Source organism: Polaribacter sp., from assembly GCF_036480315.1.
Lineage (GTDB): Bacteria > Bacteroidota > Bacteroidia > Flavobacteriales > Flavobacteriaceae > Polaribacter.
This window is the reverse complement of the sequence record NZ_JAZGGG010000003.1, coordinates 1-18,676: the sequence shown is the minus strand read 5'-3', so window position 1 is coordinate 18,676 and position 18,676 is coordinate 1. Positions and strand designations below refer to the sequence as shown.

Here is an 18,676-nt window from a genome sequence, read left to right as displayed (position 1 = left end):
AATCTAGAAACAAGCGTCGTTAATGAGCACAATTAGAATCACAAAACAATTTAATTTTGAAACAGGTCATGCATTATATGGTTATGATGGTAAATGTAAAAATGTTCACGGCCATTCTTACAAGCTTTCTGTAACGGTTTCTGGAAAACCAATTACTGACAATACCAATGTAAAATTTGGAATGGTAATAGACTTCAGTGATCTAAAAAAGATTGTAAATGAAGAAATTGTAGATATATTTGACCACGCAACTGTATTTAATAAAAATACACCTCATGTTGAATTAGCAAAAGAGTTAATTGATAGAGGACATCATGTATTATTGGTAGACTATCAACCAACAAGTGAAATGATGGTGATAGATTTTGCTGATAAAATAAAAAATAGATTACCAGAAAGCATCAAATTACATTCAATAAAATTACAAGAGACAGATTCTAGTTTTGCAGAATGGTTTGCTAGTGAAAATTAATTTTTATTACTTACCATTAAAGGTATTCATGGTATTTACTAAACCGGCAGTACCAAATGAAGGGATGATTTTTGCTGATGTTGGTAATCGTTCAATTAATTGGCTCGTTTCTTCTTTACTCCATTCGCCAAGTACAAAATCTGCTTGCCTTCCTTTAGAGTAATTTCCACCAACTCCAAAACGGAATCGTGCATATTGCTGCGTATTTAGTTTTTCTTGAATGTCTTTTAATCCATTATGACCACCAGCAGAACCTTTTGCTTTTACTCTGATTGCACCAAAATCTATATGTACATCATCTGTAATAATTAAAATATTTTCTACAGATATGTTTTCTTTATCCATCCAATATTTAACCGCCTTTCCACTTAAATTCATATAAGTGCTTGGCTTCAAAAGAATAAAAGTTCTTCCTTTAAACCGGAATGTTGCAACATCGCCCAACTTATCAGTTTCAAAAGTTGTTTTGTGTTCTTCAGCAACCTCATCAATAATTTTAAAACCTATGTTATGGCGTGTATTGGTGTATTTATCACCAATATTTCCTAAACCAACAATTAAAAATTTCTTCATCAATTCTTCTTTAGATTCAATTTTTATACCAAATATTTTAGAAAAGAAGTTTCTTATATTCATTCTTCAAAAATAAGAAGAAATATATAATGGTTCCTAAAATAAATTTAAGGCAAGAAAAAAGCGTTACAAATTTGTAACGCTTTTTGTAAATTATGTTTGCAAAGTTTATTCTGCAGCTGCTTCTGGTGTAGCTTCTTCTGTAGTTTCTTCTTCTTCTTCTTCTTCTTCACTTGCGTTACGAGAAGTTCTTACTTGAACAACAACCGTATTGTCTGGGTGCATAAAAGTATAATCATCATTAAAAATTGATGATACAAGTAATTTACTTCCAATTTTTAAATTAGAAATATCTGCAGTTACAAAATCTGGTAAATTAGCTGGTAATGCTTTTATTTTTAATTTACGGTTTGTAAAACGTAAAGAACCTCCATTTAAAACTCCTGGAGAAGTACCTGTTAATTTAACAGGAATCTTCATTGTTACTTCTTTATCATCAAATAACTGATAAAAATCTATATGTAAGATTCTATCTGTTACTGGGTGAAATTGAATGTCTTGTAAAATTGCTACTATTTTTTGTCCGTCAACCTCAATACTTGCAGTAAAAACGTTTGGAGTAAATACCAGTTTTTTAAACGCTTTCTCTTCTGCTGAAAAGTGTATTGGGTTTTCTCCTCCGTATATAACGCAAGGAACCATACCAGCATTACGTAAGGCTTTAGTTGACACTTTACCTACGCTTTCTCTTTTTGATCCTTTAATTGTAATTGATTTCATTACTTTGTTTATTAATTATTTACATTAAAAATTTTCCACTAATTGAAGTATTGTCTTGCACTTTGCGCATAACATCCGCAAATAATGGCGCGCAAGATACAACTTTTATTTTAGAAGTTTCCTTTTTCAAAGGGATTGTATCCGAAACTATTAACTCTGTTAAACCAGAATTTTCTATCTTTTCATAAGCACCGCCAGAAAGTATTGGATGTGTACAAATAGCACGAACACTTAAAGCACCTCTTTCCATCATTAAATTGGCTGCATGTGCTAAAGTTCCACCGGTATCGATCATATCATCAACCAAAATTACATTTTTACCTTTTACATCTCCAATTAATTCCATGTGCGATATTACATTGGCTTTTTTACGCTGTTTATAACATATAACAACATCTGCATTCAAATGTTTAGAATATGCATACGCTCTTTTAGAACCACCCATATCTGGTGAAGCAATTGTTAAGTTATCTAATTTTAAGTTTTCTATATATGGCATAAAAATAGTTGATGCATATAAGTGGTCTACAGGTTTTTCAAAAAATCCTTGAATCTGGTCTGCATGTAGATCCATAGTCATTATTCTTGTTGCTCCTGCAGATTCAAGAAGTTTTGCAACTAATTTTGCTCCAATTGCAACTCTTGGCTTGTCTTTTCTATCTTGTCTTGCCCAACCAAAATAAGGCATAACAGCTGTTATATGTCTTGCTGAAGCTCTTTTTGCGGCATCGCACATTAGTAGCATTTCCATTAAGTTATCTGCTGTTGGAAATGTAGACCCTATAATAAAAACACGTCTTCCTCTTACTGATTCTTCAAAAGCTGGCTGAAATTCGCCATCACTAAAGTGAGTTGTTTTTACTTTTCCTAATTCTATTTTATACTCTTTAGCTATTTTTTCTGCTAACACAGTACTTTGCGAGCATGCAAATAATTTTGGTGCAAGTTGATTTGTAGGCATTTAGTTGTTTTTTTGTTGTGTTGTTATGTGCGAACAAAAGTATAAATTATTTGTTGAGTTTCGAATTTATTTTTTGACTTTAAAATAAAATAATTTAATACATTTGCAATCCTATTTAATATTAGCTCAAGTGGCGGAATTGGTAGACGCGCTGGATTCAAAATCCAGTTTTTTCGGAAGTGCGGGTTCGATTCCCGCCTTGAGTACTGTAAATCCTTTAAAAACATTGTTTTTAAAGGATTTTTTAATTTTTGGGTGGCACAATAGGTGGCAACAAATACTTAAAACATAATCTGCAATATATATTGACCACAAACATTAAAATTAATACAATTATAAATTTACTATCTAATTGTATTTTTAAGTTTACTTATTTCTAACAATGCTTTTTTGATAATCAGTCACACATAAATTTACCTCTTAACACATATAAAGGCAAGTGCTCTTTTTTAGAATCTATTTTTTTTGTAAAAATGACAATGTTAAAAATTTTAGATTATTTAGAGGCAACTTTTGGCATTATAGTGACAATATGTCTATTAAGAAGTGTATCACTCATAGTAACGACCTTAACATTTTCAACCCAAAAATCTTTATCATCGGTTACCAAGAAGTAATCATTCTTTTTACATAAATTGTAATAGTAATAATCGTTAAAATCAAGATTTGTAGGCGGATTAGACATAACGTGTTTATATCTAAAAGAAGTCCCAAACTCGTCATTAACTAACTCTATTGAAGTATTATAACTCTTAATATCATCACATATTAGATTATAAGCTATGCGATAGTCTTCCGTATTCCTAAAAACGTTTTTATAGTAATCACTTGGAAAAACAACATTAGGTGATTTTTTCTTAATTGCATTAAGATGCTTTTGAAAATGAACTTCTCTAATAATTCTGTTGATTACTTCTGAAACTACTAATGCAGGAAGAATAATACGGACTTTAGTATTATTAACAAGTTTCTCAAAAAAAGTTAAATAACCTTTATCTTTATAAGACAATTTATTTTTAGGTGCTAATACTTTTAACCAGATATTTGCATCTAAAAAATAGTTCTCTTGATTTTTAATAAGATGATTTGATGCCTTGGAGTATGAATAAGACATAGATTGTTACATTGAAAGAAGAGCGTTATCAACTAAAGTATCGTACTCATCCCCCATTAAAGCGTTCTCAATAACATCTTCTACCTTATGTGAAAACATTTCTTTTCCTACTGGATATTCAAAGTTTAATTCTTGAATATTTGTTGCATTATTTATTGCGTATTGACCAATACTTTCGTTAAGAAATAAAGTTGAAATACGTCTAATACCTACAAATGAAATAATAATCTCTGAAGGTTTATATGATTTGATAGCTTCAAAAAGAACACTACCATCTGTAATATTGGTAGCTAATTCTGACTGGATAACATCTAAAACACTGATTTTCATATATAATGATAAATTTTAGAACACATATTAAGTGCGTGCAAATATACTTTATTTGTATTTGAAAAACAAATTTAAAATAGAGCCAACATATGGGGTAGGAAAATGGAACTTTTTCATTACTGTATTTTCCAATTCTAAACTCCAAAATGTATCACCAGATATAATTTGAAAGTTTCCATTTGTTTTGTTAAAGTACGAATTTAAATCGAATAAACCTAATCCTCCTGGTTTACCAACTTTAGTTGTATTTCTTTTTTCGAGCGCCCATTTAATAGCATCATAGTCGTTATCAACTATTCCGTTAGTTTTATTTTCTATTGCAGGTAGAAAACCAACTCCTAAATCGACCATCGAAAAAGTTAACACTCCTTGTTTGGGATAATACTGACCACATACATAAAATGGTTCTTCTGATTTTGAGTGTGTTTGTATATTACAGAATACTTCTATTAAAGAATCTATTATATTGTCTTTTTCAGTTTCAGTAAAATTTGGCATTCCTCTATGAATTAATAAATCATTTTCAATATAATTTATAAAACCATTTTTATCGTCTGGTAAAAAACTTCTAAATGATACCGTTGACTCCTGTTCATCGTTTACAGTATTTTCAGAGCTAAGAAAACCATTTCTAAATAATACGTGAAAATGTTCCTCTAAAAACTTTAAATCTGTAGAAAATTTGAGGTTATTCTCTTTACTTAATTTAGCTAAAATACTACCAAACAAAGCACTTAAATTCGCATCAAACCAATTTAGATGATAAAAATCTATATATATTGTGTCATTGTAGTAATCTGAAGCTGATTTATAAAATTTAAATAACTTTTTGATTCCTGAAAAATCTGTGTAAAAATTATCAGAAAGATGTAGTATTATTTTGTTCTCCATATTATTAACTTATAAATCTTTTGAGTTTTATTTAGTAGATCTTTTATTTTTTTAACTATTTGTTATCCCACTAATAAAAGTCTCAACAAACTCCAATATCTTATTCGTAATTCGTTCCGCTTTCGTCTTTCTTTCTTTCAAACTTGGACGAGTATTCATTGTTCCAATAATATCATCACGTAAAGGAATTTTTTCTGTAAACATATAATCTCCAATAACCTTTTCCAATTTATCAGAATCTAATCCTTCCTCTTTACTCAATGATTTTATGGCTTCTAATTTTTCTGCAGACATAAACTGAACAAACTCATCTGGAATATCTTCTGAATCTTCAATGGTTGGTAAATGTTCATTAATGAACTTTTCAATTAACTCTCGCTTACTTCTTAATTGTGTATCTCCAGCTACAATATCCAAAATGTTTTTCAGTTGCTTTTCTTTATCTTCAACCGAAACTGAATTTTTAAGATTTGCTAATAATTTTAGAATATAAGTAACGTTTATTTCGTCTCTATGAATCAGCTCTAATTCAAAATCTATATCATTTAAAATAGAAACTTTTTCAACTGCATTTTCTCTTTTTACTTTATCTCTTAAATCTAAATACTTGCTTTTGTAATCTTCAAAGGATTGTTCATTTATACTAATATCGTCAAAAGTAAACTCTGTAAAAGTCTTTAAAACATTGAGTGTACGCATCAATTCTCTAAAAGCTTTAGCAAAAGCCAATTCGTCTTCTTCACTTTTTAAATTGGAAACACTATCTACTGTAGGCGTAATTTGAAGTAGTTGAATAAAAGCATCATTCATCTTTTTTACATAATCTTCATATGGCGCAATAATTATTTCGTCTTTAGATTCTATGTTCGAAAATAATGCAATAGCATCATCTGTATGCTTTTTTAAATTTCGGAAACAAACTACATTTCCTTGCGATTTTACTTCATTTAAAATTCTATTTGTACGTGAATACGCTTGAATTAAACCGTGATATTTTAAGTTTTTATCTACATAAATAGTATTTAAAGTTTTGCTATCAAAACCTGTTAAAAACATATTTACAACTAATAAAATATCAACCTGTTTGTGTTTTACTCTTTTAGCAATATCATTGTAATAGTTATAATAACTCTGCGTGTCTTTGGTAGAATAATTTGTGCCAAAAGTTTTATTATAATCCCCAATAAAACTATCTAAATGTTCTCTTGTATGTTTTGATGTATATGCTGTTTTTGATTCTGCAACCACATTTAAATCTACTTCATCAAACTCTGATGTAGTAAATCCTAAAGCGTCTTTATCTTCCTCGTTTGCTTGATAAGAAAATATAGTTGCTACTTTTAAATTGTGGTCTTTTGCTTTAAATAGTTGGTAATATTTAATAAGCGTTTCTACATTGCTTACACACATTATTGCTGTAAATTCTTTACTATGTGTTTTTCTATTGTGGTTGGCTATTATGTATTCGGTAATGGCGTCTAAACGTTCTGGTGCTTCCATTACTTCCTTTTCGTCAATAGCTTCTACATCAATATCTAAAATATGCTCTTTCCTTTTAAAGGTATTTATGTATTCAATAGAGAATTTTAAAACATTTTCATCTCTTATGGCGTCTGTAATAACATATTTGTGTAAAGGTTTTTCGCCACCAAATAACATTGCAGTTGTTCGTTTTCCAAATTCATTTGTTCCTGCATTATCTTCAAAAATGGGTGTTCCTGTAAAACCAAACATCTGGCAATTTTGAAAGAATTTTTTAATGTCTTCGTGAGTTTTTCCAAACTGACTTCTATGACATTCGTCAAATATAAAAACCACTCGTTTGTCTTTTAAAACAGACATTTGGTTTAAATACTTGGTTTTGTTAATGGCAGTATTTAGTTTCTGAATAGTAGTAACAATCAATTTATTATCGCCTGCCAATTGTTGTACTAAAGCTTTTGTATTGTTTGTACCGTCAATACTGCCCTTACTAAAACTATTAAATTCTTTGGTAGTTTGATAATCTAAATCTTTTCTATCTACTACAAAAATTACCTTATGCACTTTGGGCATATGCGTAAGAATTTGACTCGCTTTAAAACTGGTTAAGGTTTTACCAGAACCTGTTGTGTGCCAAATAAAACCGTTTTTGGTGGTGTTTTTTACTCTATCAATAATGGCTTCTACAGCAAAATATTGATACGGACGAAGTACCATTAGTATTTTAGCCGATTCATTTAAAACCACATATCGAGTAATCATTTTAGAGATATGACAAGGCTCTAAAAATATATCTGTAAATTTCGAAAGTTGAGTTTCCGATTTATTATTAGCATCACACCAATAAAAGGTTTGTTTAAAACTACGTGATTTTATTGGGCTATTGGCATAGTATTTTGTGTTTACGCCGTTGCTAATTACAAATATTTGTACAAACTGAAACAAACCTGCTCCTGCTCCAAAACTATGACGCTCGTATCTGTTTATTTGGTTAAAAGCTTCCTTTAGTTCTAAGCCTCTACGTTTTAGTTCTATCTGTACTAAAGGTAAACCGTTTATTAGAATAGTAACGTCATAACGATTTTTGTATTTGCCTTCCATAGTTACTTGTTGGGTAACTTGAAACTCGTTTTTACACCACATTACTTGGTTAATGAGTTCTATGGTTTTGTTTTCGCCTTTATCATTAATAAAAGGCACTCTATCACGTAATACTTTTGCTCTTTGAAATATAGAGCCTTTGTTTATGTAGTTTAATATCTGCTTAAAATCATAATCAGATAATATAATCTTATTGTGTTTTTCTAATTGGCTTTTTAAATTGATTAATAAATCTGGTTCGTCTTTAATAACCACATTTTCATAACCCAATTCTACTAATTGGCTTACCAAATTGTTTTCTAGTAATTGTTCTGGTTGTGTGGCCATTATTTTTGATTGTTAATTTTACATTTAGACATAATTTACAATTTAAAATTCAAGATAATCAATTTAGCGATTTAAACATTTGATTTATTACTTTTTTCTTTTGTTCTGTATTAGGATGTACATAGAGATTTAATGTTGTACTAATATTTGAATGACCTAAAAGAACACTTACTGTTTTATAATCACAATTACTTTCTATACATCTAGTTGCAAAACTATGACGTAAACCGTGAAACTTTAAATATGGTATGTGAAGATTTCTCAAAAACTTCTTGTAGTAATTCCTGTAAGTTCTAGGTTCTGTAGGTTTTGCCTCGTTTGTTAAAATGAAAAAGGATTCGTTTACTATTTTCTTTACGGGTTTTATCATTTTTAATAATTCTCTATTTATAGGTATTTCACGAATAGAATTTTTTGTTTTTGGGCTATCAATAATTAACTCTGTTTTTCCTATACCATTTTCTAAAACATAAATTCGCTGTATTGTTTTGTTAATATGTATTAACCCTGTTTCTGTATCTATATCTTCCCATTTAAGCGCACATACTTCCCCAATTCGGATTCCTGTACTTAAACATAAGTGAATTCCTAGATTTTTAAAAGTGAAATTTTCTTGCACATAATTTGTTACTCTTTTGTGGTCTTTACGACTTAAAATTTCTAATTTTTCTTTTTTGTATTCTGTAGGAAAACGAATATCAAACGCTTTGTATTGGGTAAGATTTTGCTTGTCCCCATATTTAAGAATCATTTTTAAAACAATGAGCATATCCATTATTGTTTTTTTGCAAAGTCCTTGTTTTAATTTAAGAAATACGAAGGCTTGTACTTCATCTTCATTTACTTGATATTGTTTACCAAATACAGGTAAAAGGTGGTTTTCTGCCAAAAGTATATAGGCTGAAATTGTTGATTTTTTTACATACTGCTTTTTGTCAGCTACCCAAAGTTGGCTAATAGTTGAAAAGTTTTTTTTGTCATTCATTTAGTAAATTTTTAAGGTTAAACCCCCAAAGAAAACAAAAGAGATTTATAATCCTTTTTTTCCTTAATGTTCCCAATTTGAGATTTATGGGGTTTGAAGGGAATTACAATAATTTTAAAAAATATTATTTTGAAGATATTTTTCTTTTTTCAACAGGTAAAAACATAAAACAAAGTGAGGCATCTCCTGAATTTGAATACCCTTGCATTCGATATGGCGAACTATATCATATGTATAACGAGGTTGTGTCTAAAATAATTAATAAAACTAATTTAGATAAAACTGAACTTCTTTTTAGTAAAGGCGATGAGATATTACTTCCTTCTGCAGGTGAAGATCCTTTAGATATTGGTTCTGCTTCTGCATTAACTGTTTCTAATGTTGCTATTGGTCGAACAATAAATATATTAAGACCTAAATCTGAATTGAAATATTCATCAATCTTTGCATCTTACTACATAAATCAGCAATTGAAAAAAAAAATTGCATCTCTTGCAAAAGGTGTAAGTATAAGTAATGTTTACAATTCTGATTTAAAAAAGCTAGAAATAACACTTCCGAACTTTGAAGAACAACAAAGAATTGCATTATTTCTATCTTTAATTGATGAAAGAATTCAAACCCAAATTAAAATCATAGAGGATTATAAATTATTCAAAAAAGGAATGATGAAAAAAATCTTCAATCAAGAAATTAGGTTTAAAGACAAACAAGGTGTTTTTTATCCTGAATGGAAAAAAAAGAAGTTGGGAGAGGTATTAGATTATGAGCAACCAACCAAGTTTATTGTAAACTCAACAGAATACGAAAATAACTATAATACTCCTGTTTTAACTGCTGGTAAATCGTTTATTCTAGGGTTTACAAATGAAGAAGAAAACATTTATAAAACCTTACCAGTAATTATATTTGATGATTTCACTATGGCAAATAAATTTGTTGATTTTGATTTTAAAGTTAAATCATCTGCAATGAAAATTTTAAAAGCAAGAAATAAAACGGTTAATCTAAAATTTGTTTACGAGTGCATTCAAATGATTTATTATCCTAAAGGAGATGAACATAAACGATTTTGGATTTCTGAATATTCTAAAATAAAAATTGATTATCCATCAACAGAAGAACAACAAAAAATATCTTCTACATTATCTTCTATTGATAATAAAATATCATTAGAATCGGAATATTTAGAGAAGCTGAAATCTCAAAAAAAGTATTTACTACAAAATTTATTTATATAAACAGGTTTTGTAGTAAATACTTTTTCTGTTGCTTATACTGTTCCAAAATCTGTTTTTCTTTTTCAAGTTTTTTATCAATAGCGGAAAGAAAATCGGCTATTTTGGCTTGTTCTTCAAGACAAGGAAGTTTTATTCTTTCATTTTGGTAATCCTTAAAATATATATGTGGTATTGTACTGCCTACAATATATTTTTTAAACTTAATCGAATTTAGTAATAAGAAAAGAAAATAGAGGTTAGTATTTTTTTTAGGTTTTATTTTATCTAACGTTCCTAAAACTGATGTTTTTGCTTCGCACAATAAAGTTCTTCCAACCCCTGCTCCGTCCTTAACAATTGAAATATATTCTCTATCTTCTTGGTAAAAATTTACATCTTGAAAATATCCATTAGCTCCATAAATTTTATAATTCCCTACATTTCTTTTTAATGAATTAGCGGATATATTCGATGACCTTTTTTCACAAATATCTTTTAATTGTTTGTATTCCAAAACTTTAAAATCATTTCCATATTTATTCTTAAACAATATTTTTTGAGAAAACATTTTTTGCGTCAAACCTTCCTTTAAGGACTCTTGATGTTCTATGATTTTAATTTGGGTAGAGATTCGTTTATCTATTAGAACAAGAAAAGATGTTATCTTTTTTTGTTCTTTTTGAATTGGAACATTTAATTTTAGTGTTTTTAATTGACTAGCATATAAATGAACAACCGATATTCCTTGAGACAGTTTTGCAATATCTAGTTTTTTTGTGTAGTTTAAATAATAAGATAAAAATACACCATTCATTATTGTTTTAATTATATTTAAATCACTTCCTAATGCAATGCCTGAATTTATTACACAAGAAGCTGTAGCAATATCAATTTGTGTTTCTCCAGAAGCAGGAATAATAACATCACCAGCTCTACTTAATACTAGATTATCTTTATCAATATTTGTTTTTGAAATAATCTTATTAATAACTTCTGAATAATCTGTATATAACTGACCATACCTTATACATTCTAAAATTCCATCACTTGCAATGTCTGATTTAGAAATCCCTTTTCCTTTACTAAAAGTGGCAATTGAACCCAATCTTTTCTCCATCCATTTTCCATCAAACTCTGGAAATCTCAAATTGGGAACATTAACAATATCTCTGTTACTCTCTTTCATTTTGAAAACGTTATTTTTTTATTTAAACTAATTAAGGATTCTATATGATTAAGAAAAAACCAATCCTAATTCTTTAAAATAACCCGCAATTTCAGTATCTAATTCTGTACGTTTACTTTCTAGTTCTTTTATATTTTGCATTACCGTATTTATATCTACAGGCTCTTCTTCTTCAAAAGTATCTACATAACGAGGTATATTTAAGTTATATTCATTTTCAGCTATAGCTTTTAAAGCAACAACTTCACTATATTTTTCTATTGTTTCTCTATTGGTATACGTGTCTATAATACGTTGTATATCTGAATTTCTTAAAATATTTTGATTTTTCTGTTTTTCGAAATTAGTATCTCCACTTGCATCAATAAATACAATATTATCATCTGCTTTTCTACATTTTTTTAATACCAAAATACAAGTAGGTATTGACGTGCCATAAAATATATTTGCTGGCAAACCAATTACAGCATCTAAAGCATTTTTTTCTTCAATTAAATATTTACGTATTACACCTTCTGCTGCTCCTCTAAACAATACTCCGTGTGGCAAAACAACAGCCATAGTACCATTATCTGCTAATTGATGGTACATATGTTGTATAAAAGCATAATCTGCTTTTGTTTTAGGTGCTAACTTTCCATATTGTGCAAAACGTTCATCTGTACTATTCAATGGATTTTCTTTGCCTTTCCAATGTGTAGAAAAAGGAGGATTGGCTACAATAGCTTCAAATCGTTGATTTAAATGTAATGGATTTTCTAAAGTATCTTCTTGCTTAATATCGAAGTTATTGTAATGAATATCGTGTAAAATCATATTCATTCTAGCAAGATTATATGTTGTACGATTCAATTCTTGTCCGTAGAACTCACTTATCTCTGCTTCTTTTTTTACACGCAATAATAACGAGCCAGAGCCACAAGTTGGGTCGTAAACTGATTTTATTTTGGTTTTTCCTAACGTTACTATTTTTGCAAGAATTTTAGAGACTTGTTGGGGTGTATAAAATTCGCCTTTAGACTTGCCAGATAAAGCTGCAAATTTTCCAATTAAATATTCATAAGCATCTCCTAAAACGTCAGATTCTAAATCTTCTAGCTTAAAATCAATTTTGTTTAGTTCGTTAATTATTTTTACAATGATTTCGTTTTTCTGCTTTGGTTCTCTTCCTAGTTTTGTAGAATATAAATCTAAATCCTCAAACAAAGCAGCAAAATCTTCCTCTGAATCATTACCCATTGTACTTTGTTCAATATGATTTAATACTGCTTGTAAATCATCTAAAATAAAACTACTTTCTCCTTCAATATCATTATTCCCTTTATCTGCAATAGCTTCAAATAATTCTTCGGGTTCTAAATAATAGCCTAATTTTATTAAACACTCCTCTCTTAAAGCTTCCAAAACTTCTATATCAGTTACTTTTTTAAAGTTTGTTTCGTCTTCGCCTTTTAGCAATTCTGTCACATAAATATTTTGCTTTTCAGAAAGGTATTTAAAGAAGATAAAGCCTAAAATATAATCCCTGTAATCATCAGGATTCATTTTTCCTCTAAGTAAATTGGCAATTGCCCAAAGGCTATTTTCAAGTATTCGTTTTTGTTCGTCACTCATTTTATATCTTGTTTATCAATTCGCTTTTAAGCCAGTTAAAAGCTTCTTTTTGATTGTATTTTACACCTGTTCTTAATAGCGCTTCCATATCTCCTGTAAAATCTGGGTCTTGCTCTTTTTCTTCTATATTTAATAAGAATTCTTTTTGGCTTGGTGGTCTGTTTCCTGTTGAAAATGTTGTGTATTCCTTAAAACATTCTATAATTTGTTCAATGTTTAATTCCATATTTAACCTAGAATAATCTAAATCGAATAAATCCCTTCCTTTACTACGTTGGTATAAGGCTCGTAATTTTGTGCCTAATAATTCATTAATGCTATACGTTCTAATTTTAGCACTTCCAGAAAACCATTCGTTTTCAACTTCAAAAGGAAAATCTACCCAATCCAAAACATTAAAATGCTCTTTACAATTAATTTCTAATTTTAAGCGTAATCTAATATTCTCATATTCAGATGTAAATCGATATAGCGCTTTTGCTCCGTGTCCTTTTACCTGTGTTTTTCGTGGTTCTTCAAAAAAAGTGATTACCTCTTTTAAGCGTTCCATTATCGGTTTTATAGGTCCTGGTTTAATTTGAACCAAATCAATATCTTCAGAATATCTTGGAGCAGGGTTTAAATACAACTTATGTAAAGCTGTACCACCTCTAAAAGCTAAATTTTCACGTAAAAAATCATCAGAAAAAATTTCTACTAAAGCACGACTAATTACAAGGTCTTGCTCTACTTGATAAAATTGTTTCCAAGGTGCTTTTTCTTGCCATTTTGCTATGTAAGGCTTCGGAATCATAAATCGCTTTCTAGTTTAATGTTTATATCTACTTTCCATTTATTATTTACTCCGCCTGCTTTCTGTTTTGATTTTGGGCTTAACAAAACAGGAAAGTATTTCGTTTTTTTTAAGTGTTGTATTATTGGTTCTAAAAAGGATTCGTCTACTTGCAATTCTTCTAATAAAAAACCAAATCGTTGCAAGGTGCTTTTATGTGGATACCAGGTAAGTAATTCTTCGATGTCATTTTTAGTAATTTCTTCGGATAATTCTTCAAGAATAGCTAACATTCTATTAATACCCCCTAACTTATTATGATGATGAATTAAGTCTACTGCCGTAAGTGCTGGACTTGAAATTTTGAAAATTCCTGCATCAGATTTTTTTTCTACAATGTTTTTAGATGGCCATTTTGAAGTTGTGAAAAAATGAATATCTAAAGACGATTTTTTAATGTTAGAAAATGCTTTATCTGTCATTACATAATCTCTTTGCACTTGTTGATGTCCAGCTCCGTGAAACTTTGCAGCAGAATAAAAACATAAATAATAGTCTCTATTTAGATGTTTAAATAACTTATTTGCAAATAATTGTACGGGGATTTGTTCTTGCTTTGAATACCTAGGTGGAATTATTAAATAAAATCCTTTTCTAAGGTTTACAATTTCTTTTTTTGTAACCAGTCTCGAAAGTTTACTTTTTAAAGCAGTTTCTGTTTTATCGCATTTTTGCACTAACTCATCCCAAGAAAAAGCATATTCTTCAACGGATTGTAGTTGTTTTATGTAATCAGAAATATTCAATGTTATAGTAGATTTTCGAGAAAGATACCATTTTAAGATAATTATCTCATTATTTTACTATACTATTTTTGTAATTATTCTATTTTTATTTTTATAAACTTGATTTTTAGATGATTATAAACAGATAAAAAACCTTAATAAAAGAGGGGAATTCTGTATAGAATTGCTTGAAAAAGCAGATTTTTATTTTGCATTAAAAAAATCAACTTTTATTATTTCAGTACTTTTTAAAGTCCAAAATGTTGCTTGAATTTTTTTTCTTTTAAATTCATCTGCAACATATACTGAATCATAATCCATATCAAATATTTTATTCCAACTGCTCTCTAAAATATTTTTCAATTTTGAGGAATATTTTTCTTTGTCTGTAAACTTTAAGCTTGATGCTTTTAATAATTTATCAAATTCCAATTCTTGCTTTTTATCATCTGCAATGTGCCAATAATTTAATACATAATGCCACAAATCAAAGTCAGATAATAAAATTTCAGTTTCAGGTTTTTCAAATTCAATTCTTACTCCTTTTGTTCCTTTTGGTAAAAATCCAGACGTCCTCAAGTCCGGTCTTTTATATTCACTATTTTTAAATTGACACCAAGACCAAATAGGATATGTTTTTTTATTATATCTTTTTCCAATTTTGTTTTCCATTTGAACAATCATCCAACTATAGGATTCTTTAAAGTGATAATCAATATTTTTTTTAGAACAACGAATTTTTCCATTTATAATTAATTCATCATAAAACTCTATAGGTTGAATTGTCCAAAGTTTCATTATAATTTTGTACTTAAATTTATTTTTCTTATCACTTTATTTTTTGATTCTGTCATTGATAGGATAGTTAGCTTCTTCATATTCTTCAATAATATTACTCATTAAAACTAATTTATCATCAACATCTTTGCCTAAATCTAACTGTTTTATTAATTTTTCTAATTCAAGATTTGCCATTATATAATCATTTCTTTTTACCATAATCTCTTATTTTTTTGTGCATTCAAAATAATAAATTGAGTTAATATATACTTATGTAAACAAATAATCTCTTAACAATATTCCGTTTTCAAAATAATTTGATTTTTCTCCTCATAGCAATACTTTAAAATCAACTTGTTTTTTAAATGCGCCCTAGCGGCAGGCGACTAATGAAAATTGGTTTTGATTTTTTAATCGCATAATTTCCATCTCTCATTTGTCTTTTTCAATGCAATCGTTTTTTCAATTAAATTATCATTATTTTCCTTATTCATTAAAATTATAAAAGGAGTTTTATTAACTTTCTTCAATGTAATTTTTATAGTAGCTATATTTTGTGCTGGAATCTCATGGATTTCATGAATTTCATCTAATTCCAATGAAAAGCACTTTACCCAAGTTTTAGTCCAAGTTCCATCTTTTTTAGTTTTAGAAACATAACTTTCTCCTTTTTTAGTTAGTGAGATATTGTATTGTGGATATCCCATAAAAGATGTTTTTAACTTCTCAAAGTTAATTAATCCTTGTTCCTTAAATTTCATATAGTTTTCTTCACTATTTTGTGGCTTTAAATGCGTGTTCAATGTAGTTTTATTCCCTAGAGTTATTCTTTTTTCAACATATTGAGTATTTCCTTTTTCTGAACATTCTTTGTATAACTCTATTACTTTTTGTTTTGTAAGTTTATTTGAATCACAAAATGTAAAGGTTGCAAATAGTATAGCTGTTAAAATTGATAATTTGATTTTCATAAGTTGTTTATTAATGATTATTTATTATTAGAAATTGTTTCTATTGAAGATTGATAATGACTGCAGACTCTACAAGATTTATTTATAGATTGGCTATAAGATTTTAAATGAGCTCTATCATTTATAACGATATTAAATGAGTTTAAACAAACAGTACATTCTTCAACTTGATAGATTGCTAAAGTTTCTATATTTCTTAAATTTGAAAAATAACCTGTATCAATATATTTCTTTAAAAACTCGTTGTTTGAAAGTACAAAAGTTTCAACTCCATTGTTTTCTTCAATTTCCCAATAGTCTTCAAGCATTTTGATTTCTCTTTTGGATACAGTATTATTCGGTATAAGTGCTAATTGTTTCATAAGTTTTGGGTACAAAAAAAACGTGGAACTGAATCTTATCGGTCTTAGTGGTCTCGCCAGAAACCTTCCCTCCAAATAAGAACAGCCCACGCAGAACGTGGGCGTCTTAACTTAGATATTGGAGGGTTTATTAACTGGCGAGTTTCTAAAACCAAATCAAAAGCTAAACGCTTTATATGTTTATATTAATTATTTTTTCTCTTATAATATTCTGTTTGTTAATGACAAATTTACGAATTTTTAAACTATTGCACTCGTTAGAAAATGCTTAAAAAACCTTTTTCTAATTATCTAAATAAGCACTTATATATAAGTATGTATATTTATCTGTTTATATACTTATGCGTTTATGTTTATAATGTTTTATCTATAGTTTTGTCAATTGTATTCTTTAACTCAAATACCTTGTCTTCAAAACTTAACTCAATTTCTTTTAATTTTTTTATATGTGAATGTTCAATATAATTGTTTTTAAATAAAAAATTAGTGTAATTGGCTACTTGGTTTAAGTTTGAGCCAATTTTATTCAATTCAGCTCTTAAAAGGTATAATTCATCAACTAATTTATTTGGGTTCACTAGTACTCTATTCTTCTTAAAAAGAAGCCCCCGAATGTAATGATTGAAATTTTTAGTATAGCCCAACTTCTCAGCATTTTTGGCTAAATGACTATATTCTTTATCTGTCAAATATATCTTTAAGTGGTTTTTTCTATTATTATTTTTACTTAGTTGTTCAATATATCTATAAACAGTAGTTTTACTTATACCGTATTCTAAACAAATCTCTTTCACATTTTTATTTTTAATTGCTTTTTTTGCAATTAATTTTTTTTCCTCTTCTGTGTATTTCATAATCCTATTACAGTAAAATAAATTTGATTATTTGGTTAAGTATTATTTAAAAAAAAACGACTTCGGAAGATTTTTCACTCTCCCAATAATTTTTGTTAAAAAGGGAGCAAGTGGTTTTCCGAATCGGAAAACACAACTTGCAAAAAAGACAAGACTGGATTATTAGGTTTTTTTAAGCGTTTTCTAACGAGAGCAGAAACATATCAAAAATTAAATTTCTAATGCGTTTCAAAACCGTCTAGAATTTCCTGTTAATTCAATAAAATTAAATAATTCATATAACCTATCCGCAACTCTTACTCCATAATATTTTTTTATTTCGTCTATCGTTAAGTTTGTTGTTACAAAAGTTTTAATGCCATATTTTTTGAAATTATTATATCTTATCTCTAAAATTCTTCCCATTAGTTTTTCACGAACTCCCCAAGAATTTGCTAATTTTTCTGTCCCTAAATCATCAAAATGAAGATTGCCAGTAGTAAGTGTTTTAACTATTTCCTCACCCTTTAGATTGTAGTCTGTAATTACATCGTGAACAGATACATTCTTAAACCACAAACACTTTAGATTATATTTTAAACTAACATTTTGAATAATATCAAATATTGAAGACTTGCCTGAACCACAATCCCCATAAACTAACAAACCTTTTCTCAATTCTCCATTAGTTTCTTTTTCAAAATCAATATTATCAGTAAAGTACAAGGATATCAATTTCAAAAATGTCTTATTATCATCATCTATAATAAATTGCCTATTCATTTTTAAAAAGTACGCAGTAGCTTCTTTAAATAAAATTTCTTTAAATTCATCTGTAGTCATTTGCTTGTCTGTTTTAATTATTGGGTTTCTAATTTTTTTATTGTAATTTTTATGATTGTCTCTTTCTTTTTCAGATTCCATTCCTATTTTTATTTTTAATCGCTGTCCTAAACTGCTCATAATTTTCTTGGATTTAATTTCACTTTTTTCTTTAAATAATTATTAGGTTTAACCTGTTGTGCATTATAAAAAAGCTGTTCATTGATTAAGAGAATCGTATATTTAATTGAATTTCAAACATTTAAATAGATGAACAGCTTTAGAGCAAATTACGAGAAAATTTTAGAGGTATTA

The 18,676-nt window shown here is 28.3% G+C and carries 20 protein-coding genes and 1 tRNA gene; 3 read left to right on the top strand and 18 right to left on the bottom strand.

Annotated elements, in window-relative coordinates; all coding sequences use genetic code 11:
- The first annotated feature begins 22 nt into the window (after nt 1-22).
- A complete protein-coding gene (locus tag V3V28_RS00650; protein WP_331363088.1) occupies nt 23-472 on the top strand; it encodes a 6-pyruvoyl trahydropterin synthase family protein in 450 nt (149 codons plus the stop codon).
- Between the two features lie 6 nt (nt 473-478).
- Here the strand turns inward: V3V28_RS00650 and pth are convergent, their stop codons facing one another.
- The 3 genes from pth to V3V28_RS00635 all read right to left on the bottom strand — a co-directional run bounded on the left by pth (nt 479) and on the right by V3V28_RS00635 (nt 2,786).
- Complete coding sequence (gene pth, locus V3V28_RS00645) at nt 479-1,108, bottom strand: aminoacyl-tRNA hydrolase (protein WP_331363087.1); 630 nt, start codon at nt 1,106-1,108, stop codon at nt 479-481.
- 105 nt (nt 1,109-1,213) lie between these two features.
- Nucleotides 1,214-1,825, bottom strand: coding sequence for a 50S ribosomal protein L25/general stress protein Ctc (locus tag V3V28_RS00640; protein ID WP_331363086.1), 612 nt, complete (start codon nt 1,823-1,825; stop codon nt 1,214-1,216).
- Nucleotides 1,826-1,844: 19 nt separating this feature from the next.
- A complete protein-coding gene (locus V3V28_RS00635) occupies nt 1,845-2,786 on the bottom strand; it encodes a ribose-phosphate pyrophosphokinase (protein WP_331363085.1) in 942 nt (313 codons plus the stop codon).
- A gap of 124 nt (nt 2,787-2,910) precedes the next feature.
- Between V3V28_RS00635 and V3V28_RS00630 the strand changes: the two genes are divergently transcribed.
- Nucleotides 2,911-2,992: transfer RNA gene (locus V3V28_RS00630), tRNA-Leu, on the top strand.
- 290 nt (nt 2,993-3,282) lie between these two features.
- Here V3V28_RS00630 and V3V28_RS00625 read toward each other — a convergent pair.
- From V3V28_RS00625 to V3V28_RS00605, 5 genes are read right to left on the bottom strand one after another with little or no spacing between them, the layout of a single operon-like run.
- Nucleotides 3,283-3,900: a hypothetical protein gene (locus tag V3V28_RS00625; RefSeq protein WP_331363084.1), complete on the bottom strand. Its 618-nt coding sequence runs from the start codon at nt 3,898-3,900 to the stop codon at nt 3,283-3,285.
- Between the two features lie 6 nt (nt 3,901-3,906).
- Nucleotides 3,907-4,230, bottom strand: a complete 324-nt coding sequence (locus V3V28_RS00620) for an STAS-like domain-containing protein (RefSeq protein WP_331363083.1) — start codon at nt 4,228-4,230, stop codon at nt 3,907-3,909.
- A 48-nt stretch (nt 4,231-4,278) separates the two neighbouring features.
- Nucleotides 4,279-5,121 carry a hypothetical protein gene (locus V3V28_RS00615; RefSeq protein WP_331363082.1) on the bottom strand — a complete coding sequence of 281 codons (843 nt, stop codon included), beginning with the start codon at nt 5,119-5,121 and terminating at the stop codon, nt 4,279-4,281.
- Nucleotides 5,122-5,172: 51 nt separating this feature from the next.
- The gene (locus V3V28_RS00610) at nt 5,173-8,031 is read right to left on the bottom strand and encodes a type I restriction endonuclease subunit R (protein WP_331363081.1); all 2,859 of its coding nucleotides are present in this window, start codon (nt 8,029-8,031) and stop codon (nt 5,173-5,175) included.
- A 58-nt stretch (nt 8,032-8,089) separates the two neighbouring features.
- Nucleotides 8,090-9,016 (bottom strand): tyrosine-type recombinase/integrase, encoded by a 927-nt coding sequence (locus V3V28_RS00605; RefSeq protein WP_331363080.1) that lies wholly within the window; start codon nt 9,014-9,016, stop codon nt 8,090-8,092.
- 86 nt (nt 9,017-9,102) lie between these two features.
- Here V3V28_RS00605 and V3V28_RS00600 point away from each other — a divergent pair, with 86 nt between their 5' ends.
- Complete coding sequence (locus V3V28_RS00600; protein ID WP_331363079.1) at nt 9,103-10,257, top strand: restriction endonuclease subunit S; 1,155 nt, start codon at nt 9,103-9,105, stop codon at nt 10,255-10,257.
- Here the strand turns inward: V3V28_RS00600 and V3V28_RS00595 are convergent.
- The 10 genes from V3V28_RS00595 to V3V28_RS00550 all read right to left on the bottom strand — a co-directional run bounded on the left by V3V28_RS00595 (nt 10,250) and on the right by V3V28_RS00550 (nt 18,502).
- Complete coding sequence (locus tag V3V28_RS00595) at nt 10,250-11,422, bottom strand: restriction endonuclease subunit S (RefSeq protein WP_331363078.1); 1,173 nt, start codon at nt 11,420-11,422, stop codon at nt 10,250-10,252. The genes V3V28_RS00600 and V3V28_RS00595 overlap by 8 nt on opposite strands.
- 48 nt (nt 11,423-11,470) lie before the next feature.
- Nucleotides 11,471-13,036, bottom strand: coding sequence for a type I restriction-modification system subunit M (locus V3V28_RS00590; protein WP_331363077.1), 1,566 nt, complete (start codon nt 13,034-13,036; stop codon nt 11,471-11,473).
- 1 nt (nt 13,037) lies between these two features.
- Nucleotides 13,038-13,829: a nucleotidyl transferase AbiEii/AbiGii toxin family protein gene (locus tag V3V28_RS00585; protein ID WP_331363076.1), complete on the bottom strand. Its 792-nt coding sequence runs from the start codon at nt 13,827-13,829 to the stop codon at nt 13,038-13,040.
- Entirely contained in the window at nt 13,826-14,614 is a 789-nt protein-coding gene (locus V3V28_RS00580) for a type IV toxin-antitoxin system AbiEi family antitoxin domain-containing protein (protein WP_331363075.1), read from the bottom strand. The genes V3V28_RS00585 and V3V28_RS00580 overlap by 4 nt, the downstream gene beginning before the upstream one ends.
- A 183-nt stretch (nt 14,615-14,797) precedes the next feature.
- The gene (locus tag V3V28_RS00575) at nt 14,798-15,391 is read right to left on the bottom strand and encodes a DUF3841 domain-containing protein (RefSeq protein WP_331363074.1); all 594 of its coding nucleotides are present in this window, start codon (nt 15,389-15,391) and stop codon (nt 14,798-14,800) included.
- Nucleotides 15,392-15,427: 36 nt separating this feature from the next.
- A complete protein-coding gene (locus tag V3V28_RS00570) occupies nt 15,428-15,592 on the bottom strand; it encodes a hypothetical protein (RefSeq protein WP_331363073.1) in 165 nt (54 codons plus the stop codon).
- Between the two features lie 191 nt (nt 15,593-15,783).
- Entirely contained in the window at nt 15,784-16,344 is a 561-nt protein-coding gene (locus V3V28_RS00565; RefSeq protein WP_331363072.1) for a hypothetical protein, read from the bottom strand.
- 17 nt (nt 16,345-16,361) lie between these two features.
- Nucleotides 16,362-16,706 (bottom strand): hypothetical protein, encoded by a 345-nt coding sequence (locus tag V3V28_RS00560; protein ID WP_331363071.1) that lies wholly within the window; start codon nt 16,704-16,706, stop codon nt 16,362-16,364.
- A gap of 353 nt (nt 16,707-17,059) precedes the next feature.
- Complete coding sequence (locus tag V3V28_RS00555) at nt 17,060-17,560, bottom strand: plasmid mobilization protein (protein WP_331363070.1); 501 nt, start codon at nt 17,558-17,560, stop codon at nt 17,060-17,062.
- Between the two features lie 228 nt (nt 17,561-17,788).
- The gene (locus V3V28_RS00550) at nt 17,789-18,502 is read right to left on the bottom strand and encodes a hypothetical protein (protein ID WP_331363069.1); all 714 of its coding nucleotides are present in this window, start codon (nt 18,500-18,502) and stop codon (nt 17,789-17,791) included.
- Nucleotides 18,503-18,676: the final 174 nt, after the last annotated feature.

What these genes read in the sequence shown, in the direction of transcription:
- V3V28_RS00650 (WP_331363088.1), top strand. Translation starts at nt 23, where the DNA reads ATGAGCACAATTAGAATCACAAAACAATTTAATTTTGAAACAGGTCAT.
- pth (WP_331363087.1), bottom strand. Translation starts at nt 1,108, where the DNA reads ATGAATATAAGAAACTTCTTTTCTAAAATATTTGGTATAAAAATTGAA.
- V3V28_RS00640 (WP_331363086.1), bottom strand. Translation starts at nt 1,825, where the DNA reads ATGAAATCAATTACAATTAAAGGATCAAAAAGAGAAAGCGTAGGTAAA.
- V3V28_RS00635 (WP_331363085.1), bottom strand. Translation starts at nt 2,786, where the DNA reads ATGCCTACAAATCAACTTGCACCAAAATTATTTGCATGCTCGCAAAGT.
- V3V28_RS00625 (WP_331363084.1), bottom strand. Translation starts at nt 3,900, where the DNA reads ATGTCTTATTCATACTCCAAGGCATCAAATCATCTTATTAAAAATCAA.
- V3V28_RS00620 (WP_331363083.1), bottom strand. Translation starts at nt 4,230, where the DNA reads ATGAAAATCAGTGTTTTAGATGTTATCCAGTCAGAATTAGCTACCAAT.
- V3V28_RS00615 (WP_331363082.1), bottom strand. Translation starts at nt 5,121, where the DNA reads ATGGAGAACAAAATAATACTACATCTTTCTGATAATTTTTACACAGAT.
- V3V28_RS00610 (WP_331363081.1), bottom strand. Translation starts at nt 8,031, where the DNA reads ATGGCCACACAACCAGAACAATTACTAGAAAACAATTTGGTAAGCCAA.
- V3V28_RS00605 (WP_331363080.1), bottom strand. Translation starts at nt 9,016, where the DNA reads ATGAATGACAAAAAAAACTTTTCAACTATTAGCCAACTTTGGGTAGCT.
- V3V28_RS00600 (WP_331363079.1), top strand. Translation starts at nt 9,103, where the DNA reads ATGGGGTTTGAAGGGAATTACAATAATTTTAAAAAATATTATTTTGAA.
- V3V28_RS00595 (WP_331363078.1), bottom strand. Translation starts at nt 11,422, where the DNA reads ATGAAAGAGAGTAACAGAGATATTGTTAATGTTCCCAATTTGAGATTT.
- V3V28_RS00590 (WP_331363077.1), bottom strand. Translation starts at nt 13,036, where the DNA reads ATGAGTGACGAACAAAAACGAATACTTGAAAATAGCCTTTGGGCAATT.
- V3V28_RS00585 (WP_331363076.1), bottom strand. Translation starts at nt 13,829, where the DNA reads ATGATTCCGAAGCCTTACATAGCAAAATGGCAAGAAAAAGCACCTTGG.
- V3V28_RS00575 (WP_331363074.1), bottom strand. Translation starts at nt 15,391, where the DNA reads ATGAAACTTTGGACAATTCAACCTATAGAGTTTTATGATGAATTAATT.
- V3V28_RS00570 (WP_331363073.1), bottom strand. Translation starts at nt 15,592, where the DNA reads ATGGTAAAAAGAAATGATTATATAATGGCAAATCTTGAATTAGAAAAA.
- V3V28_RS00565 (WP_331363072.1), bottom strand. Translation starts at nt 16,344, where the DNA reads ATGAAAATCAAATTATCAATTTTAACAGCTATACTATTTGCAACCTTT.
- V3V28_RS00560 (WP_331363071.1), bottom strand. Translation starts at nt 16,706, where the DNA reads ATGAAACAATTAGCACTTATACCGAATAATACTGTATCCAAAAGAGAA.
- V3V28_RS00555 (WP_331363070.1), bottom strand. Translation starts at nt 17,560, where the DNA reads ATGAAATACACAGAAGAGGAAAAAAAATTAATTGCAAAAAAAGCAATT.
- V3V28_RS00550 (WP_331363069.1), bottom strand. Translation starts at nt 18,502, where the DNA reads ATGAGCAGTTTAGGACAGCGATTAAAAATAAAAATAGGAATGGAATCT.